The sequence below is a fragment of the Agriterribacter humi genome (genome assembly GCF_009192765.1).
In the GTDB taxonomy this organism is placed as follows: Bacteria; Bacteroidota; Bacteroidia; order Chitinophagales; family Chitinophagaceae; genus Agriterribacter; species Agriterribacter humi.
The window spans coordinates 524,992-543,673 of record NZ_VOHQ01000002.1; the positions used below are offsets into that span (position 1 = coordinate 524,992).

At 42.6% G+C, this 18,682-nt stretch carries 14 protein-coding genes; 6 read left to right on the top strand and 8 right to left on the bottom strand.

Annotated elements, in window-relative coordinates:
- Positions 1 to 99: 99 nt before the first annotated feature.
- Both FRX45_RS05285 and FRX45_RS05290 read right to left on the bottom strand, forming a co-directional pair.
- Positions 100 to 1,989, bottom strand: a complete 1,890-nt coding sequence (locus FRX45_RS05285; RefSeq protein WP_152267350.1) for an Nramp family divalent metal transporter — start codon at positions 1,987 to 1,989, stop codon at positions 100 to 102.
- Positions 1,943 to 2,641: a metal-dependent transcriptional regulator gene (locus FRX45_RS05290; protein ID WP_152267351.1), complete on the bottom strand. Its 699-nt coding sequence runs from the start codon at positions 2,639 to 2,641 to the stop codon at positions 1,943 to 1,945. Before FRX45_RS05290 ends, FRX45_RS05285 begins: the two co-directional genes overlap by 47 nt.
- A gap of 217 nt (positions 2,642 to 2,858) precedes the next feature.
- Between FRX45_RS05290 and FRX45_RS05295 the strand changes: the two genes are divergently transcribed.
- The 5 genes from FRX45_RS05295 to FRX45_RS05315 all read left to right on the top strand — a co-directional run bounded on the left by FRX45_RS05295 (position 2,859) and on the right by FRX45_RS05315 (position 7,685).
- Complete coding sequence (locus FRX45_RS05295; RefSeq protein WP_152267352.1) at positions 2,859 to 3,824, top strand: hypothetical protein; 966 nt, start codon at positions 2,859 to 2,861, stop codon at positions 3,822 to 3,824.
- 103 nt (positions 3,825 to 3,927) lie between these two features.
- Complete coding sequence (locus FRX45_RS05300; RefSeq protein ID WP_152267353.1) at positions 3,928 to 4,980, top strand: hypothetical protein; 1,053 nt, start codon at positions 3,928 to 3,930, stop codon at positions 4,978 to 4,980.
- A 44-nt stretch (positions 4,981 to 5,024) separates the two neighbouring features.
- Complete coding sequence (locus FRX45_RS05305; RefSeq protein WP_193311590.1) at positions 5,025 to 5,762, top strand: MlaE family ABC transporter permease; 738 nt, start codon at positions 5,025 to 5,027, stop codon at positions 5,760 to 5,762.
- 15 nt (positions 5,763 to 5,777) lie between these two features.
- The gene (locus FRX45_RS05310; protein WP_152267354.1) at positions 5,778 to 6,578 is read left to right on the top strand and encodes an ABC transporter ATP-binding protein; all 801 of its coding nucleotides are present in this window, start codon (positions 5,778 to 5,780) and stop codon (positions 6,576 to 6,578) included.
- A 171-nt stretch (positions 6,579 to 6,749) separates the two neighbouring features.
- Positions 6,750 to 7,685, top strand: coding sequence for a sugar-transfer associated ATP-grasp domain-containing protein (locus FRX45_RS05315; RefSeq protein WP_193311591.1), 936 nt, complete (start codon positions 6,750 to 6,752; stop codon positions 7,683 to 7,685).
- A 26-nt stretch (positions 7,686 to 7,711) separates the two neighbouring features.
- Here FRX45_RS05315 and sucD read toward each other — a convergent pair whose 3' ends face one another.
- The 6 genes from sucD to xth form a co-directional block, all read right to left on the bottom strand.
- Entirely contained in the window at positions 7,712 to 8,611 is a 900-nt protein-coding gene (sucD, locus tag FRX45_RS05320; protein WP_152267356.1) for a succinate--CoA ligase subunit alpha, read from the bottom strand.
- A gap of 132 nt (positions 8,612 to 8,743) precedes the next feature.
- On the bottom strand, positions 8,744 to 10,252 hold the full coding sequence (locus FRX45_RS05325) for an alpha-L-fucosidase (RefSeq protein ID WP_152267357.1): 1,509 nt from the start codon (positions 10,250 to 10,252) through the stop codon (positions 8,744 to 8,746).
- A gap of 55 nt (positions 10,253 to 10,307) precedes the next feature.
- Complete coding sequence (locus tag FRX45_RS05330; protein ID WP_152267358.1) at positions 10,308 to 11,831, bottom strand: sulfatase family protein; 1,524 nt, start codon at positions 11,829 to 11,831, stop codon at positions 10,308 to 10,310.
- 11 nt (positions 11,832 to 11,842) lie between these two features.
- Positions 11,843 to 13,243 (bottom strand): arylsulfatase, encoded by a 1,401-nt coding sequence (locus FRX45_RS05335; RefSeq protein WP_152267359.1) that lies wholly within the window; start codon positions 13,241 to 13,243, stop codon positions 11,843 to 11,845.
- A gap of 273 nt (positions 13,244 to 13,516) precedes the next feature.
- Entirely contained in the window at positions 13,517 to 14,422 is a 906-nt protein-coding gene (locus FRX45_RS05340; protein ID WP_152267360.1) for a DUF6528 family protein, read from the bottom strand.
- Positions 14,423 to 14,542: 120 nt separating this feature from the next.
- Positions 14,543 to 15,319, bottom strand: a complete 777-nt coding sequence (gene xth / locus FRX45_RS05345; protein ID WP_152267361.1) for an exodeoxyribonuclease III — start codon at positions 15,317 to 15,319, stop codon at positions 14,543 to 14,545.
- 362 nt (positions 15,320 to 15,681) lie between these two features.
- Here xth and FRX45_RS05350 point away from each other — a divergent pair, with 362 nt between their 5' ends.
- Positions 15,682 to 18,669 carry a SusC/RagA family TonB-linked outer membrane protein gene (locus FRX45_RS05350; RefSeq protein ID WP_152267362.1) on the top strand — a complete coding sequence of 996 codons (2,988 nt, stop codon included), beginning with the start codon at positions 15,682 to 15,684 and terminating at the stop codon, positions 18,667 to 18,669.
- Positions 18,670 to 18,682 lie beyond the last annotated feature (13 nt).

An 18,682-nucleotide genomic window follows, 5' to 3' on the forward strand; every position in this document is an offset into this window, starting at 1 on the left:
GAAGGGTCAGGTTTCAGGGTACAGGTCGCAGGGCACCACTGTTGAAGGTACAGGAGAAGTATGTCGGCTAATCAACCAATCAACTAACCAACCACTCACTCACACATTCACCACCAGCACCGGTATCTTCAATTCATGCCTTACCGTGTTTATCGTTTGCCCATGTATAAAATCCTGTAAGCCACTATGCCCGTGAGCGCCTATTACCAGCATATCGGCATGCTGTTCGTTAGTAATGCGTACAATTTCACCGGCTCTTTTATCAAACCCAAGCCCGATGTCGGCTTTATATCCTTTTTCCTGCAATGTTTTTTTATATGCCAGCAATCTTCTCTCATCTTCTTTTGTTTCGTAGTCATCGCTTTCTCTTCCCAGCAATCTTGCAGAAACGCTTTCTACTACATGAATGAGCAGGTAGGTGGCATGAGTATTGCCCTGTGCAATGGCATACGATATCAGTTTGCTGTCGCTTTTACTGAAGTCCAGCGCTATGGCTATTTTGGCAAATTTCGGTATGTTCAAATCAAAGCTGTCTTTCATATCCGGATGTACTGTAAGGGAAGCGGGTTTGGCAATTTTGTAAAATAAAGGACGGAAGCTAATATATAGCAAAAGGCTGAAGAAGAAAACGCCGGCGGTGATAATAACAAATTTCCAGAATACATTGCCTGGGTTTTCAAAAATGGCGGTAAACTCGCCGCCTACCATTCTAATGTTAAGGTATACTAAGATGAGGGCGATGGACCATGCAAAGAATTTGGTAACGGGTTTTATAGCAAATTGGCCCATCGTTTTTTTATCGCTTACAAAATGAATAAGCGGTATAACGGCAAAGCCTAACTGTAAGCTCAGGATCACCTGGCTCAGGATCAGCAAAGCGTCTAATTCTTTATCACCATAAATACCAATGACGATCAATGCAGGCACAATGGCTATAAGGCGGGTGATCAGTCGTCTTAGTAATGGGTTAATACGTATCCGGAGATAGCCTTCCATTACAATTTGTCCGGCAAGGGTGCCGGTAACGGTTGAACTTTGCCCGGCGGCAATTAATGCTATGGCAAAAAGTGCGGAAGCTATACTGCTGCCCAGCAATGGCGATAAAAGCTGGTGTGCTTCTTCCAATTGGGCAACTTCAGTGCGGCCGGTTTTGAAAAAGGTGGCTGCAGCCAGCACCAATATAGCCGCATTTACAAGGAATGCAAGATTCAAAGCAATGGTGCTGTCTACTACACTCATCTTTAATGCGTAGCGGATGCTTTTTTCATCTCTTTTAATTTTGCGGGTTTGTACCAGGGAAGAATGGAGGTACAAATTGTGCGGCATTACGGTGGCACCGATAATACCGATAGCAATATACAATGCCTCATTATTGGGCAGGCTGGGTATTAATCCTGTAGCAACTTCGGCAATATCCGGTTTGGCAAGCAATATCTCAATTAAAAAAGATACGCCTATCACTGCCACCAGCCCTATTATAAATGCTTCCATTATACGCATTCCCATACGTTGGAGGAACAACAATAAAAAGGTATCTAATACAGTAATGCTCACCCCCCACAGCAGGGGAATGCCGGTGAGCAGGTGCAGCCCTATTGCCATACCCAGAACTTCCGCAAGATCGGTTGCCGCAATGGCTATTTCAGCTAATATGTACAGGACAAAGTTGATATACATCGGGTAGCTTTCCCTGTTAGCTTGTGCAAGATCCCGTCCGCGTACTATACCTAACCTGGCAGAAAGGCTTTGCAGCAATAAGGCCATCAGGTTGCTCATCAGCAGTACCCATATGAGCGTATAGCCAAACTTGCTGCCTCCGGCCAAATCCGTAGCCCAGTTGCCAGGGTCCATATACCCTACACTCACTAAGTAAGCGGGTCCCAGAAAAGCCATGGCGCGCTTCCACTTTGGTTTATTGTGCGATTGTGTAGTGTCTATGCTTTCATGCACTTCGCTTAGCGATACATCTGAATTCCTTCTCCAGTTCATAATGTACAAATATGTTTTGAGCGGCCTGTTTACTGATGCTAAAGAAGATTCCGGGACCTGTTTTAATTTCCAGCGACTGGTCAAAGTCAAATTTCTTTATTACTTCTATGTTTGTTCCGATAGCAATATGGCGGTGTTTGAGCAGTTCAAGCATGTCTGCAGACTGATCCGCCACACCGCTTACTCTTGCCGTAATGTTCAAAGGGAGTTCGGTTAGCTTTACCTGGTTTTTAACGTGCATCTTACCCGCATTATCCGGGATAGGATCACCGTGCGGATCAAAACGGGGAAAGCCTAAATATTCATCCAGCCGGTCAATCAGTTTCCTGCTGCCCACATGTTCCAGTTCTTCGGCTACATCGTGTACTTCGTTCCATCCAAATTTTAGCTTTTCGGCTAAAAAATATTCCCATAGCCTGTGCCGGCGTACAATGCCCAATGCTACTTTGCGCCCTTCGGGGTTGAGCTTAAAGCCCTGGTAAGGCCGGTAATGCAGCAGTTTTTTTGTTTTCAGCTTTTTCAGCATATCGGTTACAGAAGCCGGCCTTGTTTTTAGTTCGGCTGCCAGTGCGTTGGTACTCACCGTTTGCTGATCGCGCTGTAAATGGTAGATTGCCTTAATGTAGTCTTCTTCACTAACAGAATAATTCACTATGACTAAGTTAAATTTTAGGCTAATCTAAAAATAATTTTTCAGTTTTTTAAATCTTCTTGCCGATTTATTTTGTACCGGGCGGGAATCATCCATACAGGATGCCTTTAAAACTCCGTCAGATTTGAAACAGCATACAGCATCGGGCAATTGAATCCTGTTTTTTATGTGGTGGAAAATGCAAAAAGCCATATTTTACATGTTGAAATCCGGTATTATGCAGAAGTTTTTAACCATTTGTGTTGCTACGCTTATTTTGCTGGCCTGTAAAAGCAGGAAGAAAGATCTTTCGGGTGAGGAACCGGTAGATATCAATGACTTTATTGAGTTCTTCCAGGAGCTTCCCCTGCCTTATGCCATTGCCGACACACAAATCAACAGGAAGCTCCCTGATTCTTTACTGATCAGCACCAAAATATTGAGCCAGTTTGTGCCAGACAGTGTATATAGCAATGACTATGGAAAAAATACCCAGCCTAAATTTTATGCTTTAGGCAAAATTGAAGAGAAAGACAAGGAAACCTACCTCCTGATAAAGGCAGCAACGCTTGCCAGGCAAATGGCCTATATATTATGCTTTGATAAAGAAAAGAATTTTAAAGCAGCCATGCCTTTGGTGAGAAATAATCCTGACCACCGGAAATCAATAACAGGCAGCATTGATAAACGTTTAATCATTACTACAAGTCAAACGCAAAAAGCTTCAGACGGGCAGAATTATTATAAGCTGAATGCCTATGTATATAATAGTGCAGGCGTATTTACCCTTATTAAAATTGAATCAAATGAGCCTGTAGTTCCCAAAGAAGTATATAATCCGATTGATACTTTTTCAAAGAATAATAAGCTTTCCGGCGATTATGTGCAGAACAAAAAGAATTTTGTTTCCATACGGGATGGAAAAGATGCAAAAAGAATTTTATTCTTCGTACATTTTGAAAGACAAGATGATTGCTCCGGCGAACTGAAAGGCGAAGCTGCGCTGGTAAAACCCAATGTGGCCCAGTACCGGCAAACAGGTGACGCCTGTGTACTTCAACTGGCATTTTCTGCAAATAAGGTAACGGTCAGTGAGGTGCAGGGTTGTGGCAATTACCGGGGTATTAAATGTTTTTTTGAAGGAACTTATGCAAAAAAGAAAGAACCGGTCAAAGACAAAAAGAAAACCCAGGCTAAAAAGTGAATACAAAACAGTAATTTATGATTCCTGCCACGCCTGTGGTGCGATCCTGTAAGATGTAAAAGACGGAATATGTACATGGTTTTGATAATAAATTTGTAATGGAATGAGCGAGGAAAATCATAATCATATTTCCCGCAAGAAAAATGTATATGCTGTAAGCAAATCTTTTAAAAAGTATTTAAAACGCTATGGCAGGGAGATACAGTTGCCTATTTCTTACGAATCATTAAGGCATTTCCAGGGCGCTATGCCATGTTATAATAAAAATGGCGAAGATACTTTATGGGAAACGGTATTTTACCATCAATCACTTACCCGCGAAATTCATCATGCGCTCATTAGAATATATTCTTTTATCAAAGCAGCGGGAGCCAACCAGGCCGAAGATCATTTACATGTAGAAAGAATTGACTTTTGCGTATTCGGCAATTCACAGCCCTTTCGGGTTAAAGTAGTCAATAACTATAATGACGTATACAGCTACCTCTACATAAAAAAAGCAGATGCCTCGCGTATACTGGGACTTGAATTAGAGCACCTGCTGTCGCCATATTATATGAATTACCTGGTAGATAATGATACTTTAATTGAGGAACACATTGCCGGGGTGCCTGGCGATATGTTTATTAACGAGTTTCTCCACCGCCCGGATTTTAATCCTATACGTATTGCCAAGGAATTTGTGAAATTCAATGAACGTTGTTTTGCACGATTACTGGGCGACATGAGAAGCTATAATTTTGTATTTGATATTACCCAGGATTTTGATGATGTGCAATTTTGTATACGTGCCATTGATTTTGACCAGCAGTCTTATGAAGGGCGGAAAAACTTTTACTTACCACAATTTTTCAAGGAAAACAGGGTTTTTGTACAATTGGTACAGCAGCATCTTAATGCTGAGGTAATAGAGCAATACCGGCAGGAGGAGCGTGCCCAGCTTTTTAAACGAATCAAATCACAAAGGCATCGCCTCGGTGATCTGAAAGCATCGGTTGATACGGACGAACTGGCGCCTCCTGAAAAAATAAAGCAACTGTCGCAGGAACTGGCGCAATATTTCGGCAACGAAAAATTTCTTGAATGCCACAGCATGGCTGAGATTCTTCGTATCCACCTGAGAGAACTTGTGGTAACACATTTGTATAAAACATGATTGAGCTTTTTCAGGTATTTTTGTTGCAATTATAAATTAACCGCATGAATTTTTTTAATCATTTTGGCCGGTATTTATTGATGATAAAAGGAATGTTTACCAGGCCGGAAAACTGGAAAATGTATTGGAAAGAATTGATGCACCAATGTTCGGATATTGGCATCGGATCATTGGGAATTGTAGTGGTGGTAGCTTTATTTATTGGTGCGGTATCCACTTTGCAAACGGCCTACCAGTTGGTGAGTAATCTTATTCCCAAATCAACCATCGCGCAAATAGTACGTGATACGGTGATTCTTGAGTTTGCCCCCACCATTTCGTGCATTGTGCTGGCAGGTGTTGTGGGCAGCAAAATTGCCAGTGAACTGGGTAATATGCGGGTGAGTGAACAAATTGATGCATTGGAAATTATGGGCATTAACACCAAAGCCTACCTGATCATGCCCAAGATACTGGCATCTTTTATTATGATCCCTTTGCTGGTAATTGTTGCCGGCGTATTGGGTATTTGGGGTGGGCGCCTCGCCGGAACTATGGCTGTCATTCTTTCCCGCGAAGAATTCGACCAGGGATTGTTAAGCGGGTTTCAGCCGTTTAATGTAAGGTTTGCGTTGTATAAAGCGTATACATTTGCTTTTATTATTTCAAGTATACCCGCGTATTTTGGGTATTTTGTAAAAGGTGGTGCACTGGAAATCGGAAAGGCAAGTACTACCGCAGTGGTAACCAGTTGTATTATGATATTATTCGCCGATTATATACTGGCGGCCCTGCTCTTATAAAATCAATATATCCTTATGATCGAAATAAAAGATTTACATAAAAGTTTTGGAGATAAAGTAGTGATCAATGATGTAAGTGCAGTAATGGAAGCAGGCAAAGCCAACCTTATTATTGGGGCCAGCGGAAGCGGCAAAACCGTTTTTATGAAATGTTTGGTAGGGCTGTTTGAGCCTGATGGAGGGGAAATATTATATAGTGGTCAAAGTTTTACCGTTATGGAGGAAGAGCAAAGAAAAGAGCTTCGCCAGCAAATTGGTATGTTATTCCAGGGATCGGCCCTGTTCGACAGCCAGACTGTTGAGCAGAATGTAATGTTCCCGTTGGATATGTTTACCCGGTTAACGTATACAGAGAAATTAAAGAAGGTAAATGAAGTGTTAGACAGGGTTAATCTTAACGATGCTAATAAAAAATTCCCCGCAGAAATAAGCGGGGGCATGAAAAAGCGTGTGGGCATTGCGCGTGCCATCGTATTAAATCCGAAATATCTTTTTTGCGATGAGCCCAATTCGGGTCTCGACCCGCAAACCTCTCTGGTAATTGATAAATTAATTTACGAGGTAACCAAAGAATTTAATATGACTACGGTTATTAATACACACGACATGAACAGCGTGATGGAGATCGGGGATCATATCATTTATATGTATGAAGGTGAAAAGGAGTGGGAGGGAAGCAATAAACAGATCATATACAGCAAAAGTAAAAAGCTCAATGATTTTATTTTTGCTTCGGAGTTTTTGCAGGATGTAAAAGCCATGCGTATGTTAGATGCTGAAGGTAAAGTGCCCAATGGCAAAAATGACAATAATTAAGTGTATGGATACCCGTTATTGTGACCTTTACCAAATAAGATGTTGCTGAAATCGTTATCATTTTAAAATGCATTATCTGCTTAAACAACCTAAACTTTTGCTTTGATCCGCCACTTGATTTATATCCCGTACTATCTCCTGCACACGTCTCCGGCAGAAATGTCGAAACTGATGCGATATGTAAAAAATGAAAAAAATGTTTCTACCGTTTTTTTGCTGAAAGATATTTTGTTTTCATCCATAAAGTATAAAATTTCTTTTATGGACTATTTCTCTTTCAAGTTTTATAATCTTGGTATAAATGAACGGAACGAGTATATCGGATCAGGAGCGATGTATGAGTACCAGTTAAAAATGAATCCTAAAAAACACAGAACTGTACTTTCTGATAAAATAGCATTTTTAAAAAGGTTTGATGATTTTGCCGGCAGGAACTGGGCTACACTCAGCATGATTAAAGCGGACGCCGAACTTGCGAATGTTTTTTTGAATTGCGCTCCGGCTAAAATTGTTTTAAAGCATTCACGCGGGCAGGCCGGCAAAGCGGTCGAAGTTTGTGAAACAGCCTCCCTGAACAGGAACTGCTTAATTGAAAAAATGGAAAGGAATAATTTTAACCTCCTGGAAACATATGTTTTGCAGAACAATGTACTAATGAATTTATCACCGTCAGCGCTTAATACAGTACGCCTGGTTACTCAATTGTATAAAGGGGAAGTTATAATTATAGCAGCAAGATTGCGGATCAGCATTAATTCAAAAGTGGATAATGTGTCTGCGGGTAATATTATTGTGCCGGTGGATAAAGACTCAGGTAAGGTTGTGGGGCCGGGAATATATGCTGATATTACCAAACCTGATGAATATATACACCCGGTTACAGGAGTTCACTTTATCGGATTCGAAATTCCTTTCTGGAGTGAATGCCTTCGGTTGGTTACACAGGCAGCATTACGTATCCCGGAAAACCGTTCTGTAGGATGGGATGTTGCCATCACCAACACGGGACCGCTTCTAATTGAAGGAAACCATAACTGGCATTATCTTAGTTTGCAAATGCCTGACAAAAAAGGATATAAAAAAGAAATGCTGAAATATATGGATTAAGTGGTTTCTAATTGCTTCAGCAGCGCTTATATCTTTGCCGGGTTCTTTGCCGCCTTCATAGCTATTATTTCAGCCATTGTTTTACCAATATCCGCCGGGCTGTCGGCAACCGAAATGCCGCACTCCCTCAAAATCTTCATTTTGGCCGCTGCCGTATCATCTGCACCGCCAACAATAGCGCCTGCATGACCCATACGCCTTCCCGGAGGAGCCGTTTGACCTGCTATGAAACCAACTACCGGTTTGGTGCCATTTTCTTTCACCCACCTTGCTGCTTCCGCTTCCATGCTGCCGCCAATTTCGCCAATCATTACAATAGCATCTGTATCATCATCATTCATAAATAGTTCCACAGCTTCCTTGGTAGTAGTACCAATAATAGGATCACCACCTATTCCAATGGCAGTGGAAATGCCTAAGCCGGCTTTAGCCACCTGGTCTGCCGCTTCATAGGTAAGTGTTCCCGATTTGGAAACAATACCAATCCTTCCTTTTTTGAAGATGAATCCCGGCATGATACCTACTTTACATTCGTCTGCCGTAATAACACCAGGGCAATTGGGGCCAATAAGCCTTGATGAAGTGCCGGTAAGATAGTGTTTGACTTTGATCATATCCTGAACGGGTATGCCTTCTGTTATACAAATAATAAGGCCGATCCCCGCTTCAGCGGCTTCTATAATGGCATCGGAAGCAAATGCAGGAGGCACAAAAATAATGGACACATCAGCACCGGTTTGTTTTACAGCATCCGCAACGGTATTGAATACCGGGCGGTCAAGGTGCTGCTGTCCGCCTTTACCCGGCGTAACACCACCCACTACCTGCGTTCCGTATTCTATCATTTGAGTGGCATGAAAAGTACCTTCCGTTCCGGTAAAACCCTGAACAATTATTTTGGACTGCTTATTAACTAAGACCGACATGATGTTATATATTATTGCTGTTAAAATAGCTGCGCAAAAATAGGGGAATTTCAGGGAATATGAAACGGGACGTTTCAGGTTTCAGATCTGAGACCTCCCTGAAACCTCAAACCTGAAACCTTATACTGTCCTTCAGGGTTGAACCTGCTTATACAATCCAAATTCTGCGAGGGTGGGATTTAGTCTTGATGACAGGATACGAAGCCGTACTTTGCTTGCCGTTACGGGGTCAAAACGGATCAATCGTTTATACCCTACCGTTGTGCCTTCCGTAATTTTCTTCCATTTTTTTCCATCCTGGTATTCCAGAACAAACTGCTCAATACGCTGCCCGATAGTAATGTTTTCCTGTAACAGCAGCACGTCAAATGTTTTACTGCCATTCAGCTTCAGCTCAATAACAGCAGTAGTATCTTTTTTCCTGGTGGTCCAGTACGTATCGTAGTCGTGATCAAGAATGGACTTCCCCCTGTTCCCAATGTTCAGTCTTGCTCCACTGGCAACATTCACGGTAAAAGTTTCAGTAATTATTTTCTTCCATGCCATCAGGTTAGCCACATCATTTTCATGGATCACCCCCCTTTTATCGGGTGGAATATTCAGCAGTAGAACACCATTCCTTCCTACCGAGCTGTAGTAAATGTCAAGCAGCTTTTCAGGTGTCTTTACCCTGTCATCTTCTTTGGCATGATAAAACCATCCCGGACGTATAGATACATCCGTTTCTGCAGGATACCACACCAATCCTTTTGCATTCACAATTTTTTCCCGGCTGCCCAGATCATTCCCGGTCATATCGCCCTGTGGCTTAAAAGCAAGGTCATGCTGGGAACCCGAAGCAATTTCAGACGGATCTAAATTATTAGCCGGCACTACGCTCCATTCTGTTTCCCGCCCATAACCACTTTCTGTTCCTACCCATCTTACATCCGGTCCCATAATGGCGATGGTAGCAGCGGGCTGCAGCTCACGTATAAGCTTATACCATCTTTCAAAATCATATACCTGTTTTTTCCCGTTGGGCCCCTCACCATTGGCGCCGTCAAACCACACTTCGTCCACACGTCCATAGCGGGTGAGCAATTCCGTGAGTTGCTCAACAAAAAAATCATTGTATGCATCTGTTCCGTATACGGAAGCATTCCTGTCCCACGGCGATAAATAAATACCAAACCCGATGCCATATGCGCGGCAGGCATCGGCTACTTCTTTTACTACATCTCCTTTGCCCTCTTTCCAGGGGCTGCCTGCCACAGAATGGCTGGTGGTTTTTGTAGGCCATAAACAAAAACCGTCATGGTGTTTAGCTGTAATGATCACTTGTTTAATGCCGGCGTTCTTTGCAGTGATCACCCATTGCTTTGCATCCAATGCAGTGGGATTGAAAATTTGAGGGTCTTCCGTTCCATCCCCCCATTCCTTATTGGTAAAAGTATTGATGCCAAAATGAAAAAAGGCTGTCAGCTCCAGTTGTTGCCAGCGCAACTGTCGCGGAGAGGGCGTAACATTGGCCGCTTTGGCAATGATGTCTTTTTCCGTATCGCTTGGATGTATCAAAACATAGTTTTCTTTTGCCTCCTGGCCGAAAGCGATATTGCACAGTAATGTAAATGCTAAGGTTATCAGGTTGTTCTTATTCATTTTGCTGTGTATAAAAGGTTATTTTTTGTGATTACATATGGTATTATCGTGCAGGCTATTCACTGTTCAGTATTTGTTTCGCATATTCATCTTCATACTGTGCTATCAATGCATTGAGCTGTGATTTTAACTGTCTTGTAATTTTTTCGTATCCTTTTTTGCCATACAGATTATGCATGTCGTGCGGATCTTTTTGCAGATCATAGAGTTCCCAGCTATCCACTCTTTTGTAAAAACGGATCAGCTTATACTTTTTTGTTTGCACACCAAAATGAGGTGATACGGAATGTTCGCCATTTTCGTAATAGTGATAATACATTGCTTCACGGCCTTTTACTTTTTTACCGGTCAGCAAAGGCAACATGGATTTACCCTGCATGTATTCCGGTATAGTCACACCGGCGGCATCTAAGCAGGTGGGCGCTATATCAAGGTTCATTACATATTCGTTCAGCTTTGTGCCCGGCTTAATTACGCCCGGGTAACGCATCATCATGGGTGTTCTGAATGATTCTTCATACATGAAACGCTTATCAAACCAACCATGTTCACCCATATAAAATCCCTGGTCCGATAAATACATTACTATGGTATTATTGGCTAATTGATGCTGGTCCAAATAATCTAATGTGCGTCCTATATTCCTGTCTAATGAAGCTGCTGTGCTCAGGTAGTCTTTCATATAGCGTTGATATTTCCATTCTGTTAGTGCTTTGCCCGACAGGTTACGGGCTTTGAAATCTGCATAAATGGGTTGATAGTAGGCATCAAATTTGGCACGCTGCGCAGCATTCATCCGCGTAATCGCGGGTTCTTTGTTATCGGCAGGCAACATTTTCAGATCATAACCCAATATCATGGTTTTGGCAATGGTCATATCCTGCACTTTTGCCGCCGCCCTGTTATCGTAATCATCATAAAAATTTTCAGGTAGGGGAAAAGTTACATCATCAAACATACCCATGTCTGTTGTGTCGGGTAGCCATGTACGGTGGGTTGATTTGTGCCCGATCACCAGGCAAAAAGGTTTGCTGGTATCCCGCTGGTCTAACCAGTTTTCGGTTACATCCTCAACAATATTGGTGGCATATCCTTCTATTCTTTTCCTGCTGCCGTCCATCATCAGCATATCGGGGTTGTAATAACTGCCCTGCCCGGGGAATATTTGCCAGAAGTCGAAGCCCTGTGGTTGTGTTCCCAAATGATACTTGCCTATCCACGCGGTTTGATAACCATTGGCCTGCAATTGCTTTACAAAGAGGGCCTGCCCGGCATTGAAATTGGAGGTTTCATTATCTTTAAATCCGTTTTTGTGGCTATACTTACCCGTGAGCAAAACAGCCCTGCTTGGCCCGCAAATAGAGTTGGTAACATAGGCCTTGCTGAACAGCACACCTTCTTTTGCAATACGGTCTATATTGGGGGTTTGCATGAACTTACTGCCATACGCACTGATGGTTTGGTAAGCGTGATCATCTGAAAGAATGATGACGATATTGGGACGTTTTGCTTTTGGCTGGGCCGTGAGTGCAGTACAGGCGGCGAAGAGCATCAGTGCTGTTAGTGTAATTCTTTTCATCCGTATATTTTTCATTTTTTAATGAAAGGAAAATTTATATTCTCCGCATGCTCATTTTGCATGATGTTTTTTATGCGCTCTATTATGGCAGGATTTTCAGCAGCCGCATTTTTTGTTTCACCCGGATCAGCATCAAGGTTATACAATTGGATGGGGCTATCGGGGTCTTTCATAATGTTTAAGCGTACTCCTTTCCATTTGCCCGCACGAACAGCCTGGCGGCCACCATCTTCATGAAACTCCCAGTATAAAAATTCGTGTTCCTTTTGTTTGCCTTTCGACGAAATTTCGGGGAGTAGTGAAATGCCATCTGTATGTGGCGGTGCAGGCGCACCGGCTATTGCGGCAAAGGTTGGCATAAAATCCCAAAAGGCCCCGGCGAAACCGGATACCTTACTTTTCCTGATAACAGCAGGCCAATAAGCAATCATGGGAGTGCGTATGCCGCCTTCATACAGGTCTCTTTTTATCCCCCTGAAACCGCCGCTGCTGTTAAAGAATGCGGGATCGTTACCGCCTTCGCGGTGAGGGCCGTTATCGCTTGTGAAAATAATAAGGGTGTTTTTTTCAATCCCCAGTGTTTTTAATTTTTCCACTACCTGTCCTACATAATTATCCAGCTTAGTTACCATTGCCGCATAGGCTGCATGAGGGTAAGCCTGCGGCTGATAGCCGTTACCATCCCATGACGCGTTTACTTTTTTTGGCGCTTCATTAAATTTTCTTTTATAATACGCAAATACGCTGTCGTCTTTTGGCAATTGCAAAGCCGCATGGGGCAAAGTATAAGAAAGATATAGAAAAAAAGGTACTGATTTGTATTCATCAATAAATGCAAGGGCTTCCTTTTGGATGAGATCGGGTGCATAATGCTGCTGGTTAACGGAAGTGTTGGCGTAGTCTATCCTTCTATCATTGTTCCAAAGGTGATCGGGAAAATAGTTGTGCGACTGGCGCTGGCAGTTGTAGCCAAAAAAGCGGTCGAAGCCCTGTTGATTGGGAGCGCCTGCTGATCCCGGGTATCCTAATCCCCATTTGCCAAAATCACCTGTGGCATATCCTGCTTTCTTAAGCATTTCAGCCATGGTATAGGCAGTATCGGGTAATGGCAATTGTCCTTCAGGTTGAATTTCATAATTGCCACGAACAGGAGTATGTCCGGTATGCTGCCCCGTGAGTAAGGCGGAACGCGAAGGGGCACAAACCGACGTGCCGGCATAAAACTGTGTGAAGCGTATTCCCCCGGCAGCCAGTTGATCTATATGGGGTGTTTCAATATGTTTTTGACCGTAGCAGCCCAGGTCGCCATAGCCCATATCATCCGCCAGTATGAAAACGATATTGGGTTTGGTTTGCGCAAAAGCGGTAAAAGATAATAAGCAGCAAAAAAAAAGGAACGGAATTTTAATCATTTCTCCTTCATTTTGATCACAGATAAGTGCAAGATACAAAACATGCGATCAGAAATAATTGGATTGATATGCTGAAGTAGTCCGTGCTATGGTTATATTTAAGAGTTGAGTTTGCGTTTAGGTTTAAATTTTATATTTAAATATTATTTGGTTCTTATTTTTTGTTTTCTTGGTGCTTTTTTTGCATTACTCCGGATTTCGAATTCCCGGCTTCGGATTTAATTTTAATCTGTCATTGGCAGGTATCAGCGGATATTAATGAATGAGATGAGCTTACAGCAACCACCTCGCTTTATATATTTTTAATCCCTGCTGTTTGAAAATGCTGTTGCCCTCAATATCTAATACTTCGTCTGTCCACCACTTTTCTTTGGGCCGAATAATGATCGTGGGATATCCTTGAGGTCCGGATGATACGCTTTTTATATTTTCTCCGAACCGTGTGTTTACCTTCTCGGCTTTTTTGCTTTGCACATCAACTTTAAATATGGCCGAATGGGCGCTGAGCCACAATGCATCTTTATTATACGCCCTGTACAGATCATGAGCGCCGTTGTCGGGCATGGCTACAGAGTCAATCAGTATAAATGCGGGATTATTTTTGTTTGCATTATAATTATATGTTTTTAACTGGTCCCGGGACACGGTATACAATCGTTTTTTCTTTTTGTCCCATACCAGGTTATGTCCGTCGTGCAGGTAAAAATCTTTACGTACTGTTTGTTCGGGATCATCCTTACCGGTAGTAACAAAAATGCTCATGAAATTGCCCGTACTGGAAGCGCTCACAATATTTCCATCGGGCAGTTGTTCAACAGAATGTGTGTTGCCGCCGGCATAAGCATAGAGCATTGTTTTCTTGTCGGCTACGCGAATCAGCGCCACACCTCCGCCGGAAGCACAGGCGAGTATATATTTCCCATTTTCAAGCGGCTTTGCATCACTCATCGCTTCAAACCATTTGGCATGCTCCGGTTTAATATCGGGACGAACGGAAGGCCTCCATTCCCATACTATTCTCCGAGCTGCTATATCGGCAATGGCTACACGACTTTTTGATTGTTCGGAAAGTATGATATACTTTTTTCCTTTTTCAGGATGCCAGTTTGTTTGGGCATTTGAAGTATGCCAAAATGTTGTGATTAAAAGGCAGGTGAGCAGGCTGATTGAGTATTTCATATTTGCTGCTATGGATATACAAATGCAAAATATTTTGTTCATGCATTTGAAAGTTTTTCAATTTTTGTTCCTGGTTCTATCCACTTAAATAACCCTATGTTGGAGGGAAGCACGATCCGTTTACTCGTCAGCCAATTCGATCCACACAGGGGCGTGATCGCTTGTTTTTTCCCAACCCCTTACATGGCGGTCAACGTTGGCGCCGGTGAGGCGGCTGCTGAGGTTTGGACTAAGCAGGAAATGATCAATGCGCAAACCTGCATCACGGCCGTATGCATTACGGAAATAATCCCAAAACGTATAGATCTTCTCCTCCGGGTAAAGTTTTCGTATGGCATCAGTCCATCCTTGTGCTGCAAGGGTTTTAAAAGCGGCACGAACTTCGGGGCGGAACAGTGCGTCATCTACCCAGCGTTCCGGCTTATACACGTCAATCTCTGCTGGCATTACATTATAATCTCCTGTCAGTACCGTTGGCTTTCCGGATGCAAGGAGTTCGGCAGCATGAAGCGTTAAGCGTTCAAACCAACGCAACTTATAATCGAATTTTGGCCCGGGAGCGGGATTGCCATTAGGCAGGTAAAGACAACCAACAACAATGCCGTTGATGACTGCTTCAATATAGCGGCTATGCAAATCTTCGGGGTCACCCGGCAATACACGGCATACTTCGCTGATCCCGTGGTTACGCGCAAGGATGGCAACACCATTCCAGCTTTTTTGTCCATGCCAGATCGCAGCATAACCTGCATCTTGTATGGCTTGCTCCGGAAATTTTTCTTCCGGCGCTTTCAGCTCCTGCAGGCAAACAACATCAGGCTTTGTTTCACCCAGCCAGCGAAGCAGGACCGGCAGGCGCCCGTTTACGCCATTAACATTATAGGTGGCAATTTTCATTGTAAATTATTCGTGTGGGATAAAGATAATTGAAAAATAGTCTGATTGTATGCGCATTACTTAAAATGGATGCACTTCAAAATGACAGTAGATACATACGCCGGGGCGGGCAACGTGTTACGGCCCAGTTGAAAATACATACCAGCAATATGTGCATGTAAAAAGTTTTTTTTTAAAAAAGTTGTTATTGCCGGATAGTCGCTATAATAAAATATATCCTTACTCACGAAAACGTTGTAGTAATTATAGTTATTTAGATTAAACGTTTTAGTAAAAGGTTTACCTACATTTATTACGGATAGCGATGCCTCTTTTTAATGCTCGTTATTACTCCTAACGATTTCAAACCAAAATAACCCATTATGAAAAAGTTTCTTCTTCTATCCTCCCTGTGCTGCATTTTAGCAGGCACAGCCTGGGCGCAAACCCGTGAGCTTACAGGCCGGGTGCTAAACAATGAGAACAGTACCGCAATTTCAGGAGCCAGTATTACAGTTAAAGGCACAGGCAAAGGAGTCATTGCAGGTGATGATGGACAGTTTGCTATTGCGATCCCCGCAAATGGTACCGCCATCCTCGTTGTTACTGCTCTTGGGTATGTAAGCCAGGATATTACTGTTACCGGTCAAACCAATCTTGTTATTCGTATGATCACCGGATCCACGGCTTTGGACGAGGTAGTAGTGGTTGGATACGGAGAACAAAAAAAGCGTGATTTAACGGGAGCCATTTCGCTGGTGCAATCGAAAGACATTGTGCGGGCCAATCCTGTACTGGCGGCCAAGGCAATACAGGGGCAGGTTGCAGGAGCTACTGTAACCAAGGCCAGTAACCGGCCGGGAGCGCCTTACAGTATTACGATCAGGGGAGAAAACACCATCAATAATTCTACACAACCACTGATCGTAATTGATGGTTTAATGGGTGGCGATATTAATACCCTTAATCCTAATGATATACAATCAATGGATGTGCTCAAAGACGCTTCCTCTACTTCCATTTACGGCGCCCGCGGAGCAAATGGTGTTGTAATTATTACTACAAAAAAAGGCGTTGCAGGAAAACCGAAAGTGAGCTATGATGGCTATGTGGGCGTGAAGCAACTGGCCCATGTGCCTAAATTGCGCACCAGCACAGAGTTCTATAAATTAAATTATACCGACAGGATTGCTGCGGGACTTCCGGGTGTTGTATTTACCATTGCTGAACAGGAAAATATTGATGCCGGTAAAACCACTGATTGGGCCGATTTAATTACGGACCCCGGTATTCAAACCAGCCATAACATCAGTGTTTCCGGTGGAAATGACAAGACTGTTTATCGTTTTTCTACAGGATATCTGAATGAAGAAGGCAACGTGCGTTACACAGGGTACAAGCGTTATAACCTTAATGCGGGTTTAGACAGTAAACTGGGTGAGCGTATTAAAGTTGGGTTTACTTCTTACCTTACTTACAGCGACCAGAACTGGGGTTCCCTGGAATCATTAAGAGGCGCCTTCAGAGCAAGGCCGACAGGCACTGCTTATTTTTCAGATCTTACCAATCCAAGTCAAAATTCTGATTTTAGTATAAACGGATATGCGTACTGGATGGGTATAAATGACAAGCAGGTACCCAATCCGTTGAACGATATTGATAAAACAACCTCTAAGTTTCAAACGACCACTGCATCAATTATGGCCAATACCTACGTTGAAATAGCATTGTTTGAAGGATTGACTTTTCGCTCTTCGCTTTCGGGATCTTACAATACGCAAAGAATAGGTGACTGGAGAGGGCAATGGGGAAAATCACAGATCGGAAAACTTCCACGAACTCAACTCGATAACAGGATAACCGGCAATTATACCATTGATAATATCCTTAACTATAAAAAAGAATTTGGCAAACACAACATCGCGTTTACCGGACTGCAAAGCGCCTTTTATCAAAGAAATGAAACATCAACCATCGCTGTAAAGGACCTGCCTTATACATCTTACTGGTACGCTTTAAATACAGGAACAATTACCAACCAGGGAAGTTCTCTTACCGAGCGTTCGCTGCTTTCTTTTATGGGAAGAATTAATTATACATTCAACGATAAATATTTATTGACCGTAACAGGCCGTTCAGATGGCGCTTCACAACTTGCTGAAGGAAATAAATGGGCGTTTTTTCCTTCAGTAGCTGTAGCATGGAGATTAGATGAAGAAAAGTTTATTGAAAACCTCAATGCATTTTCTAACCTTAAATTACGGGTGAGCTATGGCGAAGTAGGCAATTCAGTTGTAGAACCTTACAGTACACAGGCCAACTTATTAAATACCGGGTATGATTTTGACGGCACTGCAGCCAATGGGTTTGCCCCGGAAAATTTGGCTAATAAGGACCTGAGATGGGAAAGAAGTAAGGAACTTAACCTTGGTTTAGACTTTGGAATACTAAATAACCGCATTTCAGCTTCTGTTGAATTGTACAAAAGAAAAACGGTTGATTTGATTCTCAATCAAAAAATACCTACGGTATCCGGCTTTAGCCAGGTAGTTGCCAACATAGGCGAAATTGAGAATAAAGGTGTTGAGATAACTTTAAATACAGTTAATATTGTAAAGAATGATTTTAGCTGGAATACCACTTTCGCCTTTACCAAAAACAATAACAAGCTGCTTGAACTGTATGGCGACGGACAGAGAGAAGATAAAGGAAACAAACTTTTTGCAGGTCATCCTATCAGGGCAAATTTCGATTACCAGTTCGATGGCATATGGCAGCTTCCTGATTCTAACGCCGCTAAAAGTTTTGGACAGGTTCCCGGCTCCGTAAAGGTGGTAGATCAAAACAAGGATGGCAAGATATCTTCATCCGATGAAATTGATGACAGGGTTGTGCTCGGCACAGAATTACCCAATTGGATTCTGGGTGTTACCAACCGGTTCAAATACCAAGATATTGATCTTTCTTTCTTCATTTATTACCGCAATGGCACAACATACAGGAATAGTACCCTGGCAGGAACTTTTGGCGAAAATGGTTCAAGGTACAATTCATTGGCCGGGTTGGATTACTGGACAAAAGATAATCCATCCAACACCTATTATTCACCTTTTGTTGCCAACCCGTACAGGAGTGCCATTTTTTACCAGGATGCCAGTTTTTTAAGAATTTCTGATATTACTTTAGGGTATACGTTACCCAAAAGGCAACTGGATCGTTTGGGGATTTCCCATGCCCGCTTCTATGTCCAGGTTTCTAATCCTTTTATATTTACTGACTATATCGGGTTTGATCCCGAGTTCAATTCGGCTATTTACCAGGACGATGTGCCGTCAGTAATTTATACCGCAGGATTAAATATCAGTTTATAAATTTTATTAAAAC

Excerpts from the sequence above, each read along its gene's own strand:
- FRX45_RS05285 (WP_152267350.1), bottom strand. The coding sequence starts at position 1,989 with ATGAACTGGAGAAGGAATTCAGATGTATCGCTAAGCGAAGTGCATGAA.
- FRX45_RS05295 (WP_152267352.1), top strand. The coding sequence starts at position 2,859 with ATGCAGAAGTTTTTAACCATTTGTGTTGCTACGCTTATTTTGCTGGCC.
- FRX45_RS05300 (WP_152267353.1), top strand. The coding sequence starts at position 3,928 with ATGAGCGAGGAAAATCATAATCATATTTCCCGCAAGAAAAATGTATAT.
- FRX45_RS05305 (WP_193311590.1), top strand. The coding sequence starts at position 5,025 with ATGAATTTTTTTAATCATTTTGGCCGGTATTTATTGATGATAAAAGGA.
- FRX45_RS05310 (WP_152267354.1), top strand. The coding sequence starts at position 5,778 with ATGATCGAAATAAAAGATTTACATAAAAGTTTTGGAGATAAAGTAGTG.
- FRX45_RS05315 (WP_193311591.1), top strand. The coding sequence starts at position 6,750 with ATGCGATATGTAAAAAATGAAAAAAATGTTTCTACCGTTTTTTTGCTG.
- sucD (WP_152267356.1), bottom strand. The coding sequence starts at position 8,611 with ATGTCGGTCTTAGTTAATAAGCAGTCCAAAATAATTGTTCAGGGTTTT.
- FRX45_RS05325 (WP_152267357.1), bottom strand. The coding sequence starts at position 10,252 with ATGAATAAGAACAACCTGATAACCTTAGCATTTACATTACTGTGCAAT.
- FRX45_RS05330 (WP_152267358.1), bottom strand. The coding sequence starts at position 11,831 with ATGAAAAGAATTACACTAACAGCACTGATGCTCTTCGCCGCCTGTACT.
- FRX45_RS05335 (WP_152267359.1), bottom strand. The coding sequence starts at position 13,243 with ATGATTAAAATTCCGTTCCTTTTTTTTTGCTGCTTATTATCTTTTACC.
- FRX45_RS05340 (WP_152267360.1), bottom strand. The coding sequence starts at position 14,422 with ATGAAATACTCAATCAGCCTGCTCACCTGCCTTTTAATCACAACATTT.
- xth (WP_152267361.1), bottom strand. The coding sequence starts at position 15,319 with ATGAAAATTGCCACCTATAATGTTAATGGCGTAAACGGGCGCCTGCCG.
- FRX45_RS05350 (WP_152267362.1), top strand. The coding sequence starts at position 15,682 with ATGAAAAAGTTTCTTCTTCTATCCTCCCTGTGCTGCATTTTAGCAGGC.